The sequence below is a fragment of the Microbacterium sp. AC035 genome (genome assembly GCF_979258485.1).
The window spans coordinates 2,042,592-2,060,515 of sequence record NZ_OZ409858.1; the positions used below are offsets into that span (position 1 = coordinate 2,042,592).

The window sequence follows — 17,924 nt, forward strand, 5'->3', positions numbered from 1 at the left end:
GTCGTCCGTCATCGCGATACACGCACGTCGGGTGCTCAGCCCGCCAACGGAGAACCACATCGTCACCGAACCCGCCCTCATTCGCGTCGCCTCGATTCCGGCCGCCCACCCCTATGTGCGTGCCATCACCGACACCAACCGTGTGCGTGTGCTGCCCGACCCCGCTGTTCCGGGCGCGCCCGCCGACGTGTGGTGGCCGCCGGTCGCGCTCACCTCGCAGTGGCTGGAATCACACGGCGCGGACTTCGACGTGCTGCACGTGCACTTCGGCCTCGAGTCGTTCTCGCCAGACGAACTGCGCGGGGCTCTCGAGACCGCGCATCGGCTCGGCCGCCCGGTCGTCTACACCGTGCACGACCTGGAGAACCCGCAGCTGGTCGATCAGCGGCCGTATCGCGACCTGCTCGACGTGATCATCCCGTCGGCCGATCACCTCATCACGCTCACCTCCACGGCCGCGAAGGAGATCGAACGGCGCTGGCACCGCAGCAGTCGGGTGCTGGCTCACCCCACGCTGCTCGACGGCGCCGCGGCGGCAGAGCGCACGGTCGACGAGACGTTGAGGATCGGAATCCACCTGCGAGACCTGCGTCCCAACATCGCGGCAGAGCGCGTGGTCCGCGCGGCCGTCGACGCTGCCGCGCTGCTCGCGCAGACCGGACGGACCGTCGAGTTCGAGGTGCTGATGCACGAGCGCGTCCGGGACGACGCGGCCGCCGGCCTCGTGACCGCGGCCGCTGACGAGCACTCTGCGGTGCGCGTGCGCCGCACTCCGCGGCTGAGCGACGCGGGCATCGATGCCTGGATCGGCGGACTCGACCTCTTCGTGCTGCCCTACCTGCACGGCACGCACTCGGGGTGGGTCGAACTCTGCTACGACCTGGGGGTCCCCGTGGCCGGGACGAACATCGGGCACATCGGGTCGCAGCATCCGGACGATTTCTTCCTCATCGATCTCGACGACCCGCAGACGCTGGTCGAGGCGGTGGCGCGAGCCTCCGACGCACGCGCCTCATCGCCCCGAGCGGCGGTGGTCGATCGACGACGATCCGAGAGAGTGGTCGAACGGGAGGCTGTGCGCGACGCGCACGCCGCGCTCTACGCCACCGCATGCGCCGAGATCTCGACGGGGGCACGCGCGTGATCGTCCGCGAGCGGTTGCGGGTGCTGGTCGTCGCCCCCGAGCGTCACGCCCTTCGCCAGCCGCACGCCGGCGGCCTCGAGGCCGTGGTGTGGAACCGCGTGCGCTGGCTGCGCAGCCGCGGTCACGACGTGCAGCTCTGCGCGGCGGAGGGGTCGGACTTCCTCGGTGACGACACCGACCTGCATCTGCCGAGCCCTCGGTGGCATCAGACACGGGATGCGTCCGACACCGACTTCCCCGAGGGGCACCGCCGTCTCATGACCGACGCCTTCGCGCGGGTGCGGGATCGGCTCGACTCCCCCGCGACGAGCGTCGACGTCATCGACAACCACAGCCTCCACGGGGATCCGATCCTCTGGAGCCGTGACATCGGCGTGCCGGTCGTCACGACGCTGCACACACCGCCCCTCGCCGACATGGTGATCGCCTCGAACGCGCTCACCGGCTCGTCGCCGCACAGGTTCCTCGCGGTCAGCCAGTACACCGCGCGCGCGTGGTCGGCTGAGGGCGTGGAGGCGTTCGTCTTCACCAACGGCGTCGATGCGGCTCAGTGGAGCCTGGGGATGGGCCGAGGCGACTGGGTGTGGTTCGGACGGATCGTTCCCGAGAAGGCACCGCACCTCGCCATCATCGCCGCCCGACGCGCGGGCGCGCGCCTGAAGCTCGCAGGGCGCGTGGGTGACGCCGCGTACTTCGACCGGGAGGTCCGACCGCTCCTCGGGGGCGGCATCGACTATGTCGGAGCACTGCGACAGCCCGAGCTCTCGGCCCTCGTCGGGGCTGCATCGGTCGCTCTCGTGACCCCGGTGTGGTCAGAGCCCTTCGGGCTGGTGATGGCCGAAGCGCTCATGACCGGCACGCCCGTCGCCGCATTCGACTCCGGTGGGACCAGCGAGGTGCTGGCCGGCATCCCCGGCACCGCCATCGTGCCCTCCGCCGACACCGACGCCCTCGCCCACGCCGCGACGGCGCTCGTCGAGCAGTCACGGCTCGGATTGTCTCGCCAGGTCGTGCGCGACGCCGCCTCCGCGCGCCACTCGCTCGACCACAAGCATCGCGAGATCGAGCGGGTTCTCTCGGTCGCCGCTCAGAGTGCGGTGCCGGCCCACGATCTCGTAGAGGCGGTCGGGGCATGATCGGCTGGTACGTGCACCATCATGGGTGGGGCCACGTGACCCGGATGCAGGCGATCCGCCCGCACCTCGCAGACGACGTGACCGTGTTCTCGAGCCTTCCCGAACCCGAGTCGTTGGCCCCGAGGACGACCTGGGTGCAGCTGCCCTCCGACTCCGACGCGGTCACCGGTGCCGACGGAGTGCGCCGCGAGGCGCGGGAGCTCGGCGATGTCACCGCCCGGGGCACCCTGCACTGGGCGCCGCTGGGGCACCCCGGGCACCAGGCTCGTCTCGCCGCCATCGCCGACTGGGTGGCCATCCACCCGACCTCCGTGTTCGTCGTCGACGTCAGCGTCGAGGTCACCACCCTCGTTCGTCTGCTGGGGCTGCCGACGATCGCCGTCGCACAGCCCGGCGATCGCACCGACGCGCCGCACCGTCTCGGATACGACCTCGCGGACCGCATCCTGGCTCCCTGGGCTCCGGACACGATCCCCGCGAAGGCCCTCGTCGGTCGCGAGGATCGCGTGCGAGCGGTGGGCGCGATCTCGCGCTATGACGACAGAGCCCACCCCACCGCGGACGACGACGTGCGTCGCGTGCTGTTCCTCGGCCACGCTCTCGACCCGCTGACACTCGCGCAGACGATCGAGCTGCTCACCGAAGCCGGCTGGGCAGTCGAGAAGGCGGGAACGAGCGAAGACGATCGCGTCGACGACGTGTGGCCGCAGCTGTGCCGCGCCACCGTCGTCGTGAGCGCCGCGGGTCAGAACAGCATCGCCGACCTCGCGGCAGCAGATGCCCGAGCGGTCGTCATCGCCCAGGAGCGACCCTTCGGCGAACAGGAGGACATGGCCCGGACGCTCAGCGCGCGCGGCCTGGCCCAGATCGTCTCGGCCGACACGTCGCCTGCCGACGTGTTCGACGGCATCCGACGCGCGGCCGACGCCGAACCTCGCTGGGATGTGTGGCAGGTGTCTGGCGCCGCCGCCCGCGCAGCGGCCGCGATCGAGGAGCTGGCCCGATGACCATCCGCGTCGCCGTCATCACTCCGGCATCGGTGAACCGTCTCGACCATCTGCAGCGCCAGCGCCGATTCCTCGACGAGGTGCGCACGCCGGGGATCGACGTCGTGCGCGTCGAGGCGTGCCTCGACATCGACGCACCCCCCGCAGGGTCGTCACCCCTCTTCGTCCATGTGCCGCCCGGCCGCGACGGCATGCGCGTGGGTGCGGCGCGCAACGCCGCGGCCGCTCTCGCGCTCGCTCACGGTGCCGACCTGCTGGTGTTCCTCGATGTGGACTGCCTGCCAGGGCCGGACCTGCTCGAGAGATACGTCAGCGCCGCGCGGGCGCACCCGCACGACCTGCTCTGCGGACCGGTGACCTACCTGCACAGCGTGCAGCGCCCCTCGACGATGCTCGAACTCAGCGCCCTGACCCGACCGCATCCGGCTCGCCCCCTGCCCGCCGAAGGGAGCATCGTGGCGGCGACGGACGACGAGTTCGACCTGTTCTGGTCGCTGTCGTTCGCGGTGACCGCGGAGACGTGGACGCGCCTCGGCGGCTTCGACGAGGCGTACGAGGGGTACGGCGCCGAAGACACGGACCTCAGCCGACGGGCTCGGTCGCTCGGCATGCGAGTGCAATGGGTCGGCGGCGCGCATGCCTACCACCAGTGGCATCCGGCCGGTTCTCCGCCGTGGCGCCACCTCGACGACATCCTGCGCAACGGCGCCCTGTTCGCCGAGCGCTGGGGCGAGTGGCCGATGCGAGGCTGGATAGACAGCTTCATCGAAGGCGGGGCGGTCGAACCCCACGGCGACGGCTATCGACGGTCGTATTCCTCGCGCGCCACGAGGACCTCTTCGATATGACCCTCCGCCCAGCGGCCGAGGGCGGTTAACGGCTCTCGAAGCGTGCGCCCCAGCGGTGTGAGGTCGTACTCGACCCTGGGGGGCATCTCGTCATAGGCGGTGCGCGTGACCAGCCCGTCGCGCTCCAGGTCGCGAAGCGTCTCCGAGAGCACCTTTCCGCTGATACCCCCGACCCGCTCCCTGATCGCTCCGAAACGCGCCGGTCCGTCGCTGAGGGTGATCACGATCATCGCAGTCCATTTGTTCGCCACCCGCGCCAGCGAGGTGCGGGACGGACACGTGGGAAGCATGACGTTCCACACCGGGTCGCTCATCAAAACCTCTTCTTTGGTTACGTTGAGGTAACAGGTTACCGAATGTAACCATGGGGGCACATCATCGAATCACAGGAGAGATCATGACCGAACTCAGCCCCGCCACCGTTGCCGCAACGTACTTCGACGCGCTGGAGCGCGGCGACATCCCCGCCGTCATGGCGCAGTTCGATCCCGACGTGGTCTGGCACCAGCCGGGGTCGCACCGGTTCTCAGGACTCCATTCCGGAATCGACAGCGTCGGCGCGCTGCTCGGCGGAATGATGGAGAGGTCCGAGGGCACCTTCGTGCTCGCCGTCACAGGGCCCGCCATGTCGAACGGCGACATGGTCGCCCTCCCCGTCCGGTTCTCCGGCCGCCGCTCCGACCGCTCGATGGACATGGACGGCGTCGACCTCCTCACGGTTCGTGACGGGAAGATCGTCGAGGTGCACCTCTTCTCGGAGGATGCCGCGAGCGAGGACGCATTCTGGGGCCAGCCCGCCTGAGCGTGCTCAGGGTCGGGCATCGAATCTCCGTCGATAACTCGAGGGAGTGCTTCCGAACGCAGCGCGGAAATTCTGGCGGAGCGTGACGGGAGTGCCGAAGCCGCATGCCGCAGCGACCTGATCGACTGAAAGGCTCGTCGTCTCGAGCAGACGACGAGCCTCGTCGAGGCGGCGGGATCTGACCCATGCTGCGGGGGTCGATCCCATCGAATCGCGAAACGAACGCACGAAGGAACGACGACTCATGTGCGCTGCCCGCGCGAGCCGATCGACACCGAGGTCCTCCCCCAGGTTCTGCAGCGCCCAGTCCGCTGCCGCTCCCACCCCGTCATGCGCGGCTTGGCGGGGAACAGGGCGCTGAATGTACTGCGCTTGTCCACCCTCGCGGTGCGGTGCGACGACCAGGCTGCGCGCGACCTGGTTGGCGGCCTCCGCGCCCAGCCGCGATCGCACGACATGAAGGCACGCGTCGAGTCCGGACGCCGTGCCCGCGGAGGTCAGCACATCGCCATGATCGATGTAGAGCACCGTCGAATCGACAACGACATCGGGATGCCTGCGCTCCAGCGCCTCGACCGCGTTCCAGTGCGTCGCGGCGCTTCGGCCCCGGAGCAACCCGAGATCTGCCACCGCGATGGCCCCCAGACAGAGACCGGCGATGACCGCACCTCGGGCGTGGGCACGCCCGAGCGCCTGGCGCAGACCGGGACCGAGCTCCCTGCCGCCCTCTGTCCAAGACGGCAGGACGATGAGATCGGCATCCGCACTGGCAGAGAGTCCGCTCACGCCACCGATCTCGTAGCCCTCGGCGGTCTGCACCGCGCCGGCACGGTCGGAGAAGAGAACTGCCTTCCAGTCGCCCAGATTCTGTCGAGCCACCTCATCGAAGACCATCTGCGGCACGGACAGGTGGAACAGGGTTACGCCATCGAACGCATAGATCGCTATCTTCACGACGCTCCCCTCGTTGGCCTGAATCCATCGTATAGATGCACTCGTGCCAATGGTGAGAGTGGCGGGAGACCCCGAGACTGAGGACACGACCCTCACCCCCCACAGAAGGAGCACCCTTGACCTCTCCGAATCGCGCCCTGGTACTCATCGACGTCCAGCAGGAGTACTTCGACGGACCGTTGAAGGTCCAGCATCCGCCGGTCCGCACGTCGTTGGGGCAGATCACCGCGGCGGTCGATGCGGCGACTTCAGCAGGGATTCCCGTCATCGTCGTGCAGCACACGGCGGGAGATCAGGCGCCCATCTTCAATCCCACCACCCGCGGATTCGCGTTGCATCCGGATATCGAGTCCCGCCGCTCGAGCGATTGGACTTCGGTGACGAAGCGCTTCGGATCGGTCTTCGCCGACACCGGCCTGGCAGAGCACCTGCACACTCGTGGCGTCGACACCGTCACGCTCGTCGGCTACATGACCAACAACTGCGTCATCGCGTCTGCAGCTGAGGCTGAGACGCACGGCATCGCCGTCGAGGTCCTCTCGGACGCCACCGGCGCCATCAGCATCTCGAACGGCGCGGGCGAGGTCGACGCACGAACCGTGCATGAGACCTTGATGGCCGTGCTGCACTCGAACTTCGCCGCTGTGGCGTCGACCCAGACCTGGATGAGCGCCCTCACCGACGCCCGATCTCTTGCGAAGGACAATCTGCCTGCCTCCGCACAGGCCGGAGCCGCCCGGTTTCGGGCGTAGGGCTGGAGAAGCTCTCCCGGATTGACTGACGCGACGTCAGTCGATCCGCGAGGAGAGCTCGTCGATGATCTGACCGACCTCTCGCCTGGCGACCGTCACGCGGTCGATCACGGCTTCGAGGTCAGCGACCTCCGCTGTCGGCGATCCGTGACGACGTGCGATCTGCAGGTTCGCGCGCACGTTCAGAGACGCCCCTGACAGTCCGGCGAGCAGCGCCTCCGTCGCCACCGCGAGATCGACCACGATGTGGGGGTTGCCCGCCTCGACGAGCACGCGCACCTCCTGCAGCATCCCCACACCGATCAGCCCGACCCGCGCCGCCGACCGGGCCGCCTCGACGGCGGCGTCACGCACGCGCTCATCGCGGGAGGGGTCGTCGGTCGCCAGCGCCAGGGCCGCACCGAAACTCGCTGACACGATGCCATCCGCCTCGACGGCCTGGAGCGCCTCCGCCCGCGTGCGCGCGAGCCGGTCGACGCACTCCGACGCTCGCGCGTCGCCATCGGAGTACCCGCCGACCATGCTCATCAGCGAGGCGGCGATCGCCAGCATCACACCAGACGCGGCACCTCCTCCGGGAGAGCCCGTCGGACGACTCAATGCGTCGAACCAGTCGTCCATCGGTGTGGATGCGGGGATCTCGGCGGAGTCCTGCATGAGCGTCACACTATCGAGCTAAGACAGCAGCAGCGGAAGCAGCGACACCACGAGGCCCACGAACCCGACGCCGGCGAACACGATCCCGAGAGTCATGATGACGCGCCGCGTGTGAGGCGGTTCGCCCACCCGTGCATGGGCGGGGTTGTTCGCGCTGACCACTCCGTCGGCCCAGCCGTCCTCGGCAGTGGCTGTCTCGTGGCCTTTCAGCGGTCTCTCGTGGAAGTCGCCACCCGCGAACCAGCGTCCGATCAGCGAACCGTCGCGCTCGATGACCGCGATCTCGATGGGCAGCCACGCCCCCTCGACCGTGCGGATGAGGAGACCCAGCAGGAGCAGAGGAAGACCGACGCCGAGCCCCACCCAGGAAAGCACCTCACCGACCAGAGCGAGAGTGTCCACAACCTGCATCACCCCATCGTAGAGAGTGCGGCGACCGCTAACCATTGCGGGCCTCCGGCGCAAGGCCCTCTGCGCACTCGGCCGTCTCGCCTAACGTCGCCCACGACCGGAAGGGGAGAACCGTGGGGACTCACATTGAGATCGACGGCAGAGGGTTCGCGCTGCAGGACGATCAGCCGGTGGACCAGATCATGTCCGAGATCGAAGCGGCCGCATCCTCGTCGCCTACTTTCGTCACCCTGTCGGCGGTGGGGCAGAGCGTCAACGTGCTGATCCGCTCGACCACTCGGGTGGTGATCTCGGTCGAGAAGGCCGAGCACGTGGAGCCGGACCAGAGACCGTGGGAGCTCCCGTTCGACGAATGGGAGCTGTGACGTGCAGGAGCTGTGGCTCGTCAGGCACGGGGAGAGCGTGGGCAACGTCGCCGCGACCGCGGCGGAGGCAGAAGGCGCCGAGATGATCACGCTCGCGACACGGGACGCCGATGTGCCGCTGTCCGAGACTGGCGCAGAACAGGCGAGAGCGCTGTCAGCCGTGCTGCATGGAGGTGCCGTCGCACCGCAGGTCGCCTGGGTCTCGCCGTATGTGCGCGCCCAGCAGACATTCGCGCTCAGCATGGAGAACTCCCCGGTCATCGAGCGGGTGCTCACCGACGAGCGACTGCGCGACCGGGAACTCGGCATCCTCGACCTGCTGACACGATGGGGCGTCGCGGCGCGGCATCCCGAAGAGGCCGACCGGCGGGCACGCCTGGGCAAGTACTACCACCGGCCACCCGGTGGTGAGTCGTGGGCGGATGTGGCCCTGCGTCTGCGATCGTTCCTGCACGATGCCCTCGATGCGGATGCTCGTGTGGGATTGGTGGTCGCGCACGATGCCGTCGTCATGCTGCTGATGGCGGTGCTGACCGGGATGGATGAGAGGCGTCTCATGCAGTTCGCGTCCACGAACACGGTCCTCAACGCGTCCGTCACGCGGCTGCGGTTCGACGGTCAGCAGTGGCACCTCCTCGACTTCTCGGACGTGCGCCACCTCGAGCAGCTGGGTGCCGAGATCACCGTGCACCCCGGGAGTCCCGATGTCCGCCCCGAGTGAGCCGACGACCGTCACCCCTCAGCTGCTGCGAGAGTGGGGACTCCCCGAGCCGGGTGATTCCAAGAACTCCCGGGGCACGGCGATGATCATCGGCGGCTCCGGCCTGTCACCCGGGGCCGTCGTACTGGCAGGCGAGGCGGCGCTGCGCGTCGGCGCGGGGAAGGTCGGGGTGACCACTGATGCGGGTGTCGCCGATGTCGTGCGCATCGCCCTTCCCGAAGCCGGGTTGTATGAATCGCCGCGCGCCGGCGAAGCCGCGACCGACGCCTGGACCGCCTCCTGCGAGAGTTCGGATGCCGTGCTCGTCGGACCCGGCCTCGACGACCCCGAGAATGCGCGCGAGTGGCTCCGCCGCTTGGCGGGCCTCGACGTCGCCTGCCTCGTGGTCGACGCCTTCGCCGTGGGAGTGCTCCGAGACTTACCGCGCGACGAGCTGCCCGGCTCCCTGATCGTCAACGCCAACCTCGATGAGGCTGCGCTGCTGCTCGGCAGGCCCGTGGATGATCTCAGCGCCGACCTGCCGGGGCTCGCACGGGAACTCGACGCCGTGATCCACTGCTACTCCGTCGTCGCCTCGCCCTCGGGTGCGGTGTGGACGCTCGATGTCGGCGGAGCCGGACTCGGAACCGCGGGTTCTGGTGACGTGGCCGCCGGCGCGATCACCGGCCTCGCAGCCCGAGGACTCGCGCCGGAGCGCGCCGCCGTCTGGGGAGCCTGGGTTCACGCCCGAGCGGGAGACCGTCTGTCCGAGCGCATGGGTCTCGGTTTTCTCGCTCGGGAACTCGCCGCCGAGCTTCCCGCCGCGGTACTCGACGCGCAACGCGATCGGGCCGCCGGGGGTTGACGCGGCGATCTACCGCGCCACCCGCCCGCGGGCGATCGAGACTCAGGTCACTCGGCCGTCGCCGGGTCGCGAGACCCTGAGCCAGCGGTAGCCGTAGGCCGGCACCTCCAACTCGACCCCGCCCTTCGGGTCGAGTTCCAGGCGCGACGCTTCGAGCAGGTCGACCAGCGTGGTCCCCTCCGGCTCTTCAGCCAGCCGGAAAGAGGTGGTCACCGGCACCTCGGCGAAGTTGTGGAGGGCGATCATGCGGCCGACGTCCGCGGTGAGCGAGTGCACGAGAAGCGATTCGGCGGGCTGGTCGATCACCTCGAACGTTCCCCATCCGAGTTCCGGGGAGATGCGGTAGCACGAGGTCAGAGCACGGATGAAGTACAGCAGGGAGTCGCGGTCGCCGAGCTGGGCGGCGACGTTCACGTGGTCGGGCGCGTAGCCGTCGGACGGCGGACGAGCGACGAGCCTGCTGGGCATGGCGTCCGAGAATCCTCCGTTGCGATCGGCAGACCACTGCATCGGCGTCCGCACGGCTTCCCTTCCGGGAATCTCGATATTCTCCCCCATGCCGATCTCCTCGCCGTAGAACAGCACCGGAGTGCCGGGCAGCGTGAAGAGCAGGCTGTAGGCCATGCGGATGCGGCGCGGGTCGCCCTCGAGCATCGTCGGGAGGCGACGGGTGATGCCTCGCCCGAACACGCGCTGGCGCTCGTCGGGGGCGAACGCCTCGAACACCTCGTTCCGTTCGCTGTCGCTGAGCTTGTCGAGGGTCAGCTCGTCGTGGTTGCGCAGGAAGTTCGCCCACTGCACCTCGCTGCCCAGCACCGGGCGCGCCTGCAGCGCCTCGATCAGCGGAGCAGGATCTTTGCGCGCGAACGACAGGTAGAGCGACTGCATCCCGACGAAATCGAACTGCATCGTGAGCTCGTCGCCGTTCTCGCCCCCGAAATACTGCACCTGCTCTTCGTAGGGCAGGTTGACCTCGCCGAGCAGGATCGCCTCGTTCGAACGCCGTTGCAGGAATCGACGGATGTCGCGCAGCAGATCGTGCGGCTCGGGGATGCCGGCGCCCTCGGGGATCTCGAGAAGGAACGGCACCGCGTCGACACGGAAACCCGAGATGCCGAGCTGCAGCCAGAATCCGATGACCTTCGCGATCTCGTCGCGCACGCGAGGATTGGCGATGTTCAGGTCGGGCTGGTGCTCGTAGAAGCTGTGCTGGTACCACTGCCCCGATTTCTCGTCCTTGCCCCAGATGCCGTTCGCCTGACCGGGGAAGACGGCGTTCTTCTGCCCCTTCGGAGGCGCGTCGTCGCGCCAGACGTAGTAGTCCCGGTAGGGCGAGTCGATGCTGCGCTTGGCGGCGAGGAACCACGGATGCCGATCGGACGTGTGGTTGATGACCAGGTCGACGATCACCCGCATCCCCCGGTCCCGCGCCGTGCGGATCACTTCGACGAAGTCGCCATGAGTGCCGAGTCTCGAGTCGATGCCGTAGAAGTCGCTGACGTCGTAGCCGTCGTCTCGGTCGGGCGTGGGATAGAAGGGCATCAGCCACAGGCAGGTGACCCCGAGCTGCGACAGGTAGTCGATCCGCTGGGCGAGACCCTGCAGGTCACCGACCCCGTCGCCGTTCGAGTCGAGGAACGTCTCGACATCGAGGCAGTAGATCACCGCGGTCTTCCACCACAGGTCGCTCGTATCGGTGATCTTCACAGTCGCTCCTTCAGTGCGGGGATCAGTTCGGATGCTGCGGCGTCGAGGTATCGCGATTGCTCGGTGCCGACATGGTGCAGGTAGACGCGATCGAATCCGATGTCCACGAGTTCGGCGATGCGGCCGGCCAGCGCCGTGGCGTCGTGGTCCACCAGCACGGCCTTCCGCAGCTCGTTCTCGTCGAGCTCTGCCACCGCCGCCTCGAAATCCTCCGGCTGCTCGAGATCCCACGTGACCGGAGGCGAGAGCAGACCGTTGGTCCACTGCTCGCGGGCGATCGCGAATGCCGCGTCGTCGCTCTCCGCGAGGCTGAGATGCACCTGCAGGATGCAGGGGCCCGTGCCTCCTGCACCGCGGTAGGCGTCGACGACCCGCCGCAGCGCGGCCGGCTCCTGGGCTACCGTCGCCAGACCCTGCGCCCATGAGGCTGCCCACTCCGCAGTCTCGGCGCTCACCGCGGTCGCGAACAGCGGCGGCGGTTCGGCCGGCCTGCTCCACACGCGCGCTCGGTGGACGCGCACCAGGCCATCGTGGTCGACCTCTTCGCCCTCGATCAGTCGACGGATCACGTCGACGCTCTCGCGCAGTCGCTCGTTGCGGATGCTCTTGTCGGGCCATCCTTCGCCCGTTACATGCTCGTTGACCGCTTCGCCGCTGCCCATCGCGGCCCAGAAGCGGCCGGGGAACATCTCCTCGAGAGTCGCGAAAGCCTGGGCGATCATCACCGGGTGATAGCGCTGGCCGGGGGCGTTGACCATGCCGATCGAGAAGCGCGTTCGGGCGAGCGCGGCCGCGATCCAGCTCAGCGCGAAACCCGACTCGCCCTGGGCCCTGGTCCACGGCGCGAGATGATCGGAGCACATCGCCCCGTCGAACCCCGCGCGCTCCGCTGCGATCACCGCGTCGAGCAGTGCGCTCGGTGCGATCTGCTCGTGCGACGCATGAAAACCGATGAACACCATGCGCCGAGTCTTGCAACGAACAGCGCGCGGCGGCAGTGGTGGACACCCCGGAACGAGTCTGGGAAGATGGGCGACCCTCGCCACCGGGTCACCCGTTCGGGGTGACAGGTCGTCGGCCCCGACTCGCGTGCCGATGACACTGGAATCACTCACTTCCGTGCCGCGTCGAGGTTCGCACCTCGTCGACGGCTGACCGAAAGAAGGATTCCCATGGCTGATCTCATCGTCATCGCGTACGACTCCGAAGCGGATGCCGAAGCCGCCTACAACCGAGTGCAGGAGCTTCAGAGCGACCTCGTCGTCGAGCTCTCAGGACTCGCTCTCGTCAAGGTCGACGGAGACGGCAAGACCAAGGTCGAGTACCCCGGGACCACCGGCAAGATCGGTGCAGGGGCAGCAGGGGGCGCTCTGTTCGGCGCTCTGATCGGGATCCTCTTCTTCGTGCCCTTCGCCGGCCTGGTCTTCGGCGGGCTGTTCGGCGCACTGTTCGCAGGCTTGGACAAGACCGGGCTCGATGCCGAGTTCCGCGACCGCGTCAAGTCCACCGTCACGGCAGGCAAGTCCGCGGTCGTCATCTACGCGACCAAGCTCACAGAAGACAAGTTCGCCGCAGCACTCGCACCGTACAACGGCACTGTCGTCCAGACGTCCCTGTCGGAGGAGGACGAGAAGGAGCTCATCCACGACCTGGGCACGCACTGATCTGAAGCTCCCCCGCCGGGATCGCGAGGCGAGCGGGTCCGTCCGGTCGGCATGCCGACGGCGGGCCCGCTCGCTCAGCGATCCGGTGTCGCGGTCAGTCCCAGGCCATATTGATGAGCCGCTGGAACGTCCGGTATCCCTTACGTTCGAACGCATTCGCCATGGGGACGTTTCCGACGTCGGTCGAGGCACGGATGCGCGGTGCTCCCGCGGCCGCGAGAACGCGTGTGCCCTCAGCGAGGATGCCGTCGATGTAGCCGTTCCCTCGATGCTCGGGCACCACGCCGAGGTACGCGACGATGTGGTGGTACGAGTTGCGAGCGGGGAAGACGAAGCCGACGGCCTCATCTTCCTCGTTGACGGCCACCCGCCACCACTCCTGCGGCGTCGTGTATTGCGCGAACTCCTCGGCGAACTGGGCGCGAGCGACCTCGCTCGGTGACGCGTGCGCGAGTTCGCCACGGCTGTGCGCATCGAGCGTCCCGCCGAGAGCACGTGTCGTCAGTTCGAGCACCTCCTCATCGCCCTCGAAGGCGCGGAAGGTCAGGCGTGGGTCCTGCGTGGGGACTCCCGCCTCGGGCTGCCACTCGAGGCGCAGCCGCTCGACCACGAATCGGGCACCCGACGCGTCGAGCACCGCCATGACCGTCTCGGTCGCGCGACGCTCGGCCGGCCGCTCGCGCCAGTCAGCCGGCAGGTAGCGGGCGAACTCGGGCGGGGTCGCCTGATCTGCGATCACCTGGCGCTGCGCGGCGTCGAGGAGAGCCGCTCCGATCGCCTGCTGTTCGTCGTCGGAGAGCGCGTCGTCGAGGTCGAACACATCGAGCTGAGTGGCATCCGTCGCCCCGGCGGGGCTCCAGAGCGCGAGTCGACCGAGCACCCGCCTCTCGTCGAGAGCGAGCCAGGTCCACTCGACACGTCGGCGCCCCTGGGCGAGATCATCGGCGATCTCGTCGTTCAGCGCATACGGGAGGCTGTTGAACAGCTCGACCTCGTGCGGGCCGACGAGGTGGCGGATCTCGACGGCGATGCTCATGCGTCGGTCTCTGCCGCAGCCGGTGCGGCGTCCGTCCGGCTTCGGGAGTACCACTCGACGACGTTCCCGCCCTCGAACGACCGCACCTCGTCGAGCGCGAACACCGACGGGCTGAACTCGGGACCGAAGGCGGTTCTCCCAGCACCAGCGACCACCGGGTAGCGCTTGATGACGAGCCGGTCGATCTCATCGAGCAGCTGACCCGCCAAGACGCCGCCGCCGGCGAGGTAGATGTCGAGCGGTGAGTCCTCCTGCTTCAGCGCACGCACCGCGGCGACGGGATCTCCGGCGATCATGGTGACGGCGGGGTCGAGCTGTTCCAGCGTCGCCGAGACCACGAACTGGCGCAGGTGCGCGTACGGCGAGGGGATGCCGAGCTGCAACCCCGGTTCGTAGGTGCGGCGCCCCATCACGATGGTGTCGAAGCGCGTGAGCGGGGCGTCCGCGATGCCGAGGTGCGCTCGCGCGTGAGTGGGCAGGGCGTCACCGTAGTCGCCGACCATCCAGGCCATGTAATCGTCAGAGCCGGGAAAGAAGTCGACTTCGTCGTCGGGGCCGGCGATGAAGCCGTCGATCGAGAGCGAGATGTAGTACGTGAGGTTTCGCATGGGTCCTTCGGGTAGATGGTGCAAACCACTATACCCATAGTGGTTCATCCCGCCGGCATCACCCACCCGCTGCGACGCGGCGAGCGCGGACTCGACTCATGGAGTGACGATGTTGAACGAGGGGTCGCCCGCGGTGAGGACGGACGTGAGGGTCTCGAGAGCCGAGCGATCACCGGTGATCTCCACGCCGGGGTTCTCGGTGTCTCCACCCACGAGCGCCAGCAGCCGCGGTTTCGTCAGGGCCAGCGTCGCCTGTGCGGTCGCGGCATCTGCGGCCTTCTCGACGTAGACCAGCACACCGTTGCGGAGCGTGACTCTGAAGTTGCGCCCTTCGTCGGTGAGGGTGAAGTCGAGCACGACGTCGAGGTCCCACGCACGCGGTCCGTCGACCGAGATGGCGACCGAGTCGAACAGCTGCTCGGCGGTGAGCTGGGCGACGATCTCGGGGGCGTTCGTGGTCGTCGGAGTGCCGAAGTTGCCGGTGCGCAGCTCCGTCGCCCCCGACATGTAGAAGTTCCGCCAGGTGCCGTTCTCGGCCCCGTAGGCGAGCTGCTCGAGGGTGGCCGCATAGAGCTCTCTGACCGAGGGGTTCTCCGGTTCGGTGAAGATCGCGTGATCGAGCAGCGTAGCCGCCCACCGGAAATCGCCCTCGTCGTACGCTGCCTGCGCCGCATCGACGATGCGGTCGATGCCGCCGGCCAGAGCGACGTACCGCTCTCCGAGCGCCTTCGGCGGGTGCGGCCAGAGGCGCGCGGGATTGCCGTCGAACCAGCCCATGTAGCGCTGGTAGATCGCCTTCACGTTGTGGCTGACGCTGCCGTAGTAACCACGGGCATGCCAGGAGTTCTCCAGGATCGGAGGCAGCTGGATCTCTTCCGCGATCTCGGTGCCCGTCATGCCCTGATTCGTCATGCGCAGGGTCTGGTCGTGCAGGTAGGAGTAGAGGTCGCGCTGCAGACCGAGGAACTCCAGGATCTCGTCGTTGCCCCAGGTCGGCCAGTGGTGCGAGGTGAAGACGACGTCGGCCTGATCTCCGTAGCGTTCGATCGCCTCGGTCAGATAGCGCGACCAGACGTGAGGATCGCGAACGAGCGCCCCTCGAAGGGTCAGCAGGTTGTGGAGGGTGTGCGTCGCGTTCTCCGCCATGCACAGCGCCCGGTACTTCGGGAACAGGAAGTGCATCTCCGCGGGAGCTTCGGTGCCGGGCGCCATCTGGAACTCGATGACCAAGCCGTCGACCGTGTGCGTCTCGCCGGTCTGGGAGATCTCGATCGTGGGCGGGATGATGCCGGCGTGGCCGGTGGAGGTCGTCTGCCCGAGGCCCGCGCCGAGCGCGCCCTTGGCACTCCGTTCGAGCGCAGCGCCGTACATGTACCCGGCCCGTCGGCCCATCGCCGTGCCCGCGTAGACGTTCTCGGCGACTGCTTCGGCGACAGTGCCCTCGGGCGCGATGATCTGCACGCGGCCGGACTCGACGTCGTCATTCGACACGATGCCGAAGATCCCGCCGAAGTGGTCGATGTGGCTGTGCGTGAAGATGACCGCGACGACCGGCCGCTCACCGCGATGCTCGCGGTACAACGCCAGAGCCGCCTGCGCGGTCTCCTTCGAGATCAATGGGTCGACCACGATCACCCCGGTGTCGGATTCGATGAAGCTCACGTTCGACAGGTCGAACCCCCGCACCTGATAGAGGCCCTCCACGACCTCGAACAGGCCATGCTTCGAGACGAGCCGCGACTGACGCCACAGGCTCGGGTTGACGGTGTCGGGGGCGTCGCCGGTGATGAAGTCGTAGCTGTCGGCATCCCACACCACGTTGCCCTCGTCATCGTGCACCACGGCAGGGCTGATGGTGCCCAGGAAGCCGCGGTCCGCCGCATCGAAGTCACGGGTGTCGTCGAACGGCAGTGCCGCCTTCAGCGCCTCCTGCTGCTTCGTGATCGCCGCCGTCGCATCGTTCTGCACCATCGTCGCCTCCTGATATCTCATCCGCGTCATGGCGCGGGGTCGTGTGTCTCAGCCTCAGGCTCGATTGTCATGACGGCAAGCAGCGGCTCACCCTTCGGAGGTGAGTTCTTCCGGCGCAGTGCGGGCTTCGGGTGGATCCTGGGTGAGCCACACGACGCCGGGGGGCGTCGTCTGGCGATCGGAGGCACCGGCGGGCACCGGAGCCCCCGGGATGCCTCGCTTCGGCGTCATTCACCTCGGGCGAGGCATCCCGTCACTCCTCGGCTGGCATGCCTGGTTTCCTCAGTCGAGCTGCACCGAGTACGAGGGGACGAACTCCACCGTCACCGTCGATGTATCGACACCCGCCGCGCGCAGCTCCGCCTCAAGCTCGGAGGTCTCTGGAACCGGCATGGGCCCCGATAGACGGATGACATACTCGCCTCCCGTCGACGTAACCCCCAGCGACTCCCAACCCTGTCCGTTCGCCCACTGGGTGACCACGGTCGAGATCGTGTTCTCTTCGACTGCCGCCATCGTCGACGTCCATGAGGACGCCGTGAGCGGTATGCCCACTATGACGAGCATCACAACGATCACGACCACTGCGCGCCCTCGCCGTACGGGTGCCCCATCCGGCCCGACGGCCGGCTTGGTAACCCGATAGACGCCCATGACCACGACCCCCGTGGCCAAGATCGCAGCGACATTGGTGGTGAACAGCAACAATGCGCCGACCGCCTGCCCATAAGCTCCTGCCTCCAGCGTGAGTCCCGCCACTGCCAGGGGCGGAACCAGCGAGATCGCTATCGCGACCCCGGGGAGAGTGTCGGAGATATCACGCCGTGCGAGCGCGATCGACCCGACCACCCCTGTCGCAAGCGCCGCCAGCAGGTCGAGCAGTCCCGGGGACACACGGCTTGCCACCTGCGTGTTGCTCGCCGCCACCACATCGAGCGGGATGCAGAAACCTACGAGGAAGCCGATCGCGATCGCGGCCGCGGCGCCCGACACGATCAGCGCCACCGAGCGAAGAAGATTGGTGCGATCGCCGAGGACGGTCGAGAGCATGGCGCCCTGGATCGGAAGCATCATCGGGGCGACGATCATCGCTCCGATCACCGTGGCCGTCGAATCTGCGGCCACGCCTGCTGATGCGATCAGTGCCGACAACACGAGCAGAATCCAGAAGCGATTCAGTCTCTGCCTTCGATCGGGTCCGTCGAAGAGCACAGCGTACCGCATCGCCGCTTCATCAGTGCGCGTCGACGGCAGTTCAGCCACCATGTGGGGCCCCGATCGTCAGTGACAGTGGACA

Annotated in this window: 20 protein-coding genes; 10 read left to right on the forward strand and 10 right to left on the reverse strand. The window is 68.1% G+C overall.

Features of this window, described 5'->3' with window-relative positions:
- Positions 1-31 precede the first annotated feature (31 nt).
- From ACZ0AA_RS10020 to ACZ0AA_RS10035, 4 genes are read left to right on the forward strand one after another with little or no spacing between them, the layout of a single operon-like run.
- Positions 32-1,144 (forward strand): glycosyltransferase family 4 protein, encoded by a 1,113-nt coding sequence (locus ACZ0AA_RS10020; RefSeq protein ID WP_463512841.1) that lies wholly within the window; start codon positions 32-34, stop codon positions 1,142-1,144.
- Positions 1,111-2,280, forward strand: a complete 1,170-nt coding sequence (locus ACZ0AA_RS10025; RefSeq protein ID WP_463512842.1) for a glycosyltransferase — start codon at positions 1,111-1,113, stop codon at positions 2,278-2,280. Before ACZ0AA_RS10020 ends, ACZ0AA_RS10025 begins: the two co-directional genes overlap by 34 nt.
- Positions 2,277-3,287 (forward strand): glycosyltransferase, encoded by a 1,011-nt coding sequence (locus ACZ0AA_RS10030; protein ID WP_463512843.1) that lies wholly within the window; start codon positions 2,277-2,279, stop codon positions 3,285-3,287. The genes ACZ0AA_RS10025 and ACZ0AA_RS10030 overlap by 4 nt, the downstream gene beginning before the upstream one ends.
- The gene (locus ACZ0AA_RS10035) at positions 3,284-4,135 is read left to right on the forward strand and encodes a galactosyltransferase-related protein (protein ID WP_463512844.1); all 852 of its coding nucleotides are present in this window, start codon (positions 3,284-3,286) and stop codon (positions 4,133-4,135) included. The genes ACZ0AA_RS10030 and ACZ0AA_RS10035 overlap by 4 nt, the downstream gene beginning before the upstream one ends.
- On the opposite strand, the gene ACZ0AA_RS10040 is transcribed toward ACZ0AA_RS10035, so the two are convergent.
- Entirely contained in the window at positions 4,087-4,449 is a 363-nt protein-coding gene (locus ACZ0AA_RS10040; RefSeq protein ID WP_463512845.1) for a winged helix-turn-helix transcriptional regulator, read from the reverse strand. The two genes, ACZ0AA_RS10035 and ACZ0AA_RS10040, sit on opposite strands and share 49 nt — an antisense overlap.
- Before the next feature lie 83 nt (positions 4,450-4,532).
- Here ACZ0AA_RS10040 and ACZ0AA_RS10045 point away from each other — a divergent pair, with 83 nt between their 5' ends.
- On the forward strand, positions 4,533-4,937 hold the full coding sequence (locus tag ACZ0AA_RS10045) for a nuclear transport factor 2 family protein (protein ID WP_463512846.1): 405 nt from the start codon (positions 4,533-4,535) through the stop codon (positions 4,935-4,937).
- A gap of 6 nt (positions 4,938-4,943) precedes the next feature.
- Here ACZ0AA_RS10045 and ACZ0AA_RS10050 read toward each other — a convergent pair whose 3' ends face one another.
- Positions 4,944-5,891, reverse strand: a complete 948-nt coding sequence (locus tag ACZ0AA_RS10050; RefSeq protein ID WP_400866602.1) for a GlxA family transcriptional regulator — start codon at positions 5,889-5,891, stop codon at positions 4,944-4,946.
- Positions 5,892-6,007: 116 nt separating this feature from the next.
- Here ACZ0AA_RS10050 and ACZ0AA_RS10055 point away from each other — a divergent pair, with 116 nt between their 5' ends.
- A complete protein-coding gene (locus ACZ0AA_RS10055) occupies positions 6,008-6,643 on the forward strand; it encodes an isochorismatase family protein (protein ID WP_463512847.1) in 636 nt (211 codons plus the stop codon).
- 36 nt (positions 6,644-6,679) lie between these two features.
- Here ACZ0AA_RS10055 and ACZ0AA_RS10060 read toward each other — a convergent pair whose 3' ends face one another.
- On the reverse strand, positions 6,680-7,300 hold the full coding sequence (locus ACZ0AA_RS10060) for a cyclodeaminase/cyclohydrolase family protein (protein ID WP_463512848.1): 621 nt from the start codon (positions 7,298-7,300) through the stop codon (positions 6,680-6,682).
- Between the two features lie 18 nt (positions 7,301-7,318).
- Positions 7,319-7,711 carry a hypothetical protein gene (locus ACZ0AA_RS10065; RefSeq protein ID WP_400866611.1) on the reverse strand — a complete coding sequence of 131 codons (393 nt, stop codon included), beginning with the start codon at positions 7,709-7,711 and terminating at the stop codon, positions 7,319-7,321.
- 113 nt (positions 7,712-7,824) lie between these two features.
- On the opposite strand from ACZ0AA_RS10065, the gene ACZ0AA_RS10070 reads away from it, so the two are divergent.
- The 3 genes from ACZ0AA_RS10070 to ACZ0AA_RS10080 are packed head-to-tail and all read left to right on the forward strand — an operon-like array spanning position 7,825 to position 9,641.
- Complete coding sequence (locus ACZ0AA_RS10070) at positions 7,825-8,076, forward strand: hypothetical protein (RefSeq protein ID WP_400866614.1); 252 nt, start codon at positions 7,825-7,827, stop codon at positions 8,074-8,076.
- A 1-nt stretch (position 8,077) separates the two neighbouring features.
- Positions 8,078-8,797, forward strand: a complete 720-nt coding sequence (locus ACZ0AA_RS10075; RefSeq protein WP_400866617.1) for a histidine phosphatase family protein — start codon at positions 8,078-8,080, stop codon at positions 8,795-8,797.
- Positions 8,781-9,641, forward strand: a complete 861-nt coding sequence (locus ACZ0AA_RS10080) for an ADP-dependent NAD(P)H-hydrate dehydratase (protein WP_400866620.1) — start codon at positions 8,781-8,783, stop codon at positions 9,639-9,641. Before ACZ0AA_RS10075 ends, ACZ0AA_RS10080 begins: the two co-directional genes overlap by 17 nt.
- A 42-nt stretch (positions 9,642-9,683) precedes the next feature.
- Here the strand turns inward: ACZ0AA_RS10080 and ACZ0AA_RS10085 are convergent, their stop codons facing one another.
- Together ACZ0AA_RS10085 and ACZ0AA_RS10090 are read right to left on the reverse strand one after the other, a co-directional pair.
- Complete coding sequence (locus ACZ0AA_RS10085) at positions 9,684-11,348, reverse strand: alpha-amylase family protein (RefSeq protein WP_400866623.1); 1,665 nt, start codon at positions 11,346-11,348, stop codon at positions 9,684-9,686.
- Complete coding sequence (locus tag ACZ0AA_RS10090) at positions 11,345-12,310, reverse strand: TIGR03885 family FMN-dependent LLM class oxidoreductase (protein WP_400866626.1); 966 nt, start codon at positions 12,308-12,310, stop codon at positions 11,345-11,347. Before ACZ0AA_RS10090 ends, ACZ0AA_RS10085 begins: the two co-directional genes overlap by 4 nt.
- A 210-nt stretch (positions 12,311-12,520) precedes the next feature.
- Between ACZ0AA_RS10090 and ACZ0AA_RS10095 the strand changes: the two genes are divergently transcribed.
- On the forward strand, positions 12,521-13,012 hold the full coding sequence (locus ACZ0AA_RS10095) for a DUF1269 domain-containing protein (RefSeq protein WP_400866629.1): 492 nt from the start codon (positions 12,521-12,523) through the stop codon (positions 13,010-13,012).
- A gap of 94 nt (positions 13,013-13,106) precedes the next feature.
- Here the strand turns inward: ACZ0AA_RS10095 and ACZ0AA_RS10100 are convergent, their stop codons facing one another.
- From ACZ0AA_RS10100 to ACZ0AA_RS10115, 4 genes are all read right to left on the reverse strand, one after another.
- Entirely contained in the window at positions 13,107-14,048 is a 942-nt protein-coding gene (locus tag ACZ0AA_RS10100; RefSeq protein ID WP_400866632.1) for a GNAT family N-acetyltransferase, read from the reverse strand.
- Positions 14,045-14,656 carry a dihydrofolate reductase family protein gene (locus tag ACZ0AA_RS10105; protein ID WP_400866635.1) on the reverse strand — a complete coding sequence of 204 codons (612 nt, stop codon included), beginning with the start codon at positions 14,654-14,656 and terminating at the stop codon, positions 14,045-14,047. The genes ACZ0AA_RS10100 and ACZ0AA_RS10105 overlap by 4 nt, the downstream gene beginning before the upstream one ends.
- Positions 14,657-14,752: 96 nt before the next feature.
- Entirely contained in the window at positions 14,753-16,627 is a 1,875-nt protein-coding gene (locus tag ACZ0AA_RS10110; RefSeq protein ID WP_400866638.1) for an alkyl/aryl-sulfatase, read from the reverse strand.
- A 282-nt stretch (positions 16,628-16,909) separates the two neighbouring features.
- Positions 16,910-17,893: a DUF389 domain-containing protein gene (locus ACZ0AA_RS10115; RefSeq protein ID WP_463512849.1), complete on the reverse strand. Its 984-nt coding sequence runs from the start codon at positions 17,891-17,893 to the stop codon at positions 16,910-16,912.
- Between the last annotated feature and the right edge of the window lie 31 nt (positions 17,894-17,924).